Origin of the sequence: Aeromonas sp. R1-1, from assembly GCF_040908495.1 — a bacterium.
Lineage (GTDB): Bacteria > Pseudomonadota > Gammaproteobacteria > Enterobacterales > Aeromonadaceae > Aeromonas > Aeromonas veronii.
In genome coordinates, this window is the sequence record NZ_JBFODV010000160.1 from 1 (window position 1) to 3,146 (window position 3,146).

General features: G+C 59.7%; 4 protein-coding genes and 1 pseudogene. All 5 read right to left on the minus strand.

Annotated features, from left to right (window positions below):
* Positions 1–28: 28 nt before the first annotated feature.
* On the minus strand, positions 29–1,153 hold the full coding sequence (locus AB5Y92_RS09190) for a M20 family metallopeptidase (protein ID WP_368226570.1): 1,125 nt from the start codon (positions 1,151–1,153) through the stop codon (positions 29–31).
* A 25-nt stretch (positions 1,154–1,178) separates the two neighbouring features.
* Complete coding sequence (locus AB5Y92_RS09195) at positions 1,179–1,646, minus strand: YjiG family protein (protein ID WP_005335063.1); 468 nt, start codon at positions 1,644–1,646, stop codon at positions 1,179–1,181.
* Positions 1,643–2,371, minus strand: a complete 729-nt coding sequence (locus tag AB5Y92_RS09200) for a nucleoside recognition domain-containing protein (RefSeq protein ID WP_158109835.1) — start codon at positions 2,369–2,371, stop codon at positions 1,643–1,645. The genes AB5Y92_RS09195 and AB5Y92_RS09200 overlap by 4 nt, the downstream gene beginning before the upstream one ends.
* Positions 2,372–2,622: 251 nt before the next feature.
* On the minus strand, positions 2,623–2,979 hold the full coding sequence (frdD, locus tag AB5Y92_RS09205) for a fumarate reductase subunit FrdD (protein ID WP_005335059.1): 357 nt from the start codon (positions 2,977–2,979) through the stop codon (positions 2,623–2,625).
* A gap of 10 nt (positions 2,980–2,989) precedes the next feature.
* Positions 2,990–3,146, minus strand: a pseudogene (locus AB5Y92_RS09210) (fumarate reductase subunit C); the annotation flags it as partial.

The following is a 3,146-nucleotide window of genomic DNA, read 5'->3' on the forward strand; positions in this document are numbered from 1 at the left end:
GGCTGGCCCTTTTCTACGTGAGAGGCTCTCAAGCTGCCAGACGGGTCAGTACCTTCACCAGCAGCTCGATGCGCGGGGCAATGCTGGCCAGATCCAGATACTCCTCGTCACTGTGGAAACCGGCACCGATAGGGCCCAGACCATCCAGAGTGGGGATGCCGAGGGCGGCGGTCAGGTTGGCATCAGAGCCGCCCCCCACCTCCTGCCAGCTGATCGGCAGCCCCAGTTCGGCGCCACACTCCTCCACCAGTTGCATCAGTGCCTGGGTGCCCTCGGACGGCACCATGGCCGGTTTGTGGGCCTCGCGGGTCAGCTGGATGGTGACGCCGTCCAGATGCGGCCGCTCGGCCAGGGTGAGCAGATGATCGTTGATCTGGTGGTACTCCTGATTGTCCCAGAAGCGGACGTCTACCACGGCGCTGGCATGGGCCGGCACTATGTTGGCGCCATTGCCCCCCTCGACAATGCCGATGTTGAGGGTTGTGCCGCTCTCGAAGTTGGTCAGGGCGTTGATGGCCAGGATCCAGTGGCCCAGCTCGGTGATGGCGCTGCGCCCCTTCTGCGGTTCGTTGCCCGCGTGAGCCGCCTTGCCGGTGAAGTCGATGCGATAACGGGCCATCCCCTTGCGCGCCTTGACCAGCGAGCCATCGGCGCGGGCCGCTTCGGCCACCAGCACCTGTTTCGCCTGTTTGGCCACCGCTGCCAGCCAGTCACTGGAGTGGAGGGAACCAATCTCCTCGTCCGGGTTCATGCAGACGCAGATGCTCAGGCGATCGCGCACCTCGCGGGGCAGTTCACGCAGGGCATAGACGATGTTGAGCAGGCCGGATTTCATGTCGGAGACACCGGGGCCGTAAGCGCGCTCACCATCGACGCTCATCGGGCGGGCGGCGGCGGTGCCGAGGGGGAAGACTGTATCCATATGGCCGATCAGCATTACATCGATCTGCGCCGCATCAGGCTGGTTGCGGATCTCCAGTCCCACCCCGGCGGCGCCACAGTCGACCCGCTTGATCTGCCAGCCGCCCATCGCCTCATATTTGGCAGCCATCAGGTCGGCCACTGCCGCAATGCCCGGCTGGTGCAGGGATCCGCAATCCAGATTGATCAGCAGGGCCAGTTCGGTCAGGTATTGATCCAGAGAAAAAGTCATTGCTTGCTCCACTATCAGGTTCGGGTCAGAGAAGGATGTTCATCACCAGCATGGCGCCGAAGGCGTTGAGTACCGAGATGGCGACCATGATGGGGATGTAACGCCCTTCGGTGCCGATGCAGCCGAGGATGCGGCCCATGTACTGTACCTGGGAGCCCATCAGGTAGATGGCTGGCGCCAGAATGGCGATGTGGGTGCCGTTGAGGATCCCCTGATCGAACAGGGTGATGACCACACCGACCGCGCCGCCCATCGACATCCAGGCGCCGATCAGCACGGCTGCCGCCTCACCGGGCAACCCGAAGATGGCCATGACAGGGGAGAAGATGGCGCCCATGGCATCCAGCGCGCCGGTGATCTGCAGCGCCTTGATGATGACGAAGGCCATCAGTACGTTGGGTACGGTGGAGGTGGTGGCGATGACCCAGCCCTTCTTGGCCCCTTCGACGAAGATATCGGTGACGATGGGTTTCTTGATGTTGGCCTGGCTCATTTGGCTTGCTCCTGAGTGTTGAGGGTCTGCTGGGTGTTGTTATCGGTCTGCTTGCCTTCGCTCATATTGAGGTAGACCCGAAACAGGTTGGCCCCGACAAATTTGAAGGCGAACATCACGATGACAGCCAGACCGATGGAGGAGCTGACCGCCGGGCTGCCATCTGCCAGTGTCAGGGTGAACAGCACGGCGCCGGAGGAGAAGAAGTTGACGATGGTGGCACCAGCGGAGAACTGGAACATGGTGAATACGTCGGTTTCACGCTTGGTGATGAGCCCTTCATCCTTGAGCTGACGAGTCATGGCGGCACCGGCATCGGTACTCTGCAGGGAGGCGATAAGGGCGAGGCCGGTGTTGCCCGGGATCCCCATCAGCGGACGCAGCAGCGGGGTCAGCAACTTGCGGGCCGCTTCCAGCGCGCCGTAGTGCTCCAGCACATTGATCATGCCGAGGGCAAACATCACGGTGGGGATCAGGGTCAGGGCGAACAGAAAGCCATCTCGCGCCCCGTTGCCCCCCTTGCCGCGCATGTCGGTCATGGCGGTCTTGATGCCGTCACCATTCTCGCTGACGCTCTGGACCATGGTACCGAACGAACCGTTCAGCGTGGTGAAATCGAATACCCCGTACCACTCGCCGGATTGCAACAGTCCGGAGAAGAAGACCACGGCGAAGGCCAGTGCCAGGTAACTGCCTAGGCTCACCGAGCGTGTTTTGTCTGTCATTAGCTAGCTCCATATGAATAATTATTTAATCTGAATAATTATAATTGATATAGATGTCACTAAATTGATGGTGGTCAAAATGGTTTGCTACAAATGACGAATGTATTGGTGTTATGTGACTGTGATCGCCATATGATTGGACGATAATCTGGTTTTTCTCGAATTGTTTGAGTGAATAAAAAGCAGGGGCGGGATAGCGGGGCAAAAAAAACCGGGCACGAGGCCCGGTTTGGTCAATCAGTCAGATGTGATTACTGGAGTACCAGCACCATCAGCAGGCCGACGCTAATGGCAGATACCAGGAAGGCAAAGCCATAGAACACATAGTGGTGCAGCTTGGTGGTGTGGATCCCCAGATCGTGCAGACCGTGGTAGATACGGTGCATACCGTGCCAGACTGGCAGGGCGATGATCACCAGCAGGATGCAGGCACCCCACCAGGAGCTGGCGAACGCGTGCACGCGGTCATAGCTCATGGTTTCCACGTCCATGATGCCCATGGGCACCAGCAGACCGGTGATGAGGACAATGACCGGCAGCAGCATGGCAACGACCATGCCACCCGCACCAAACAGACCCCAGTAAATTGGTTCGTCAGAACGTCTCATTGTTTTCTCCTCAGGCCACGATGATCAGGACAAGCAGGGACACCACCGCCAGCGCCACATACTGGGCGAGAACGATCGGCTTCTCCGGTACCAGGTCTTCACCACGGAAGATACGCATGGCTTTCGGCGCCAGGGCGAACCAGGTTTTGGCATGGAACAGGCACGCC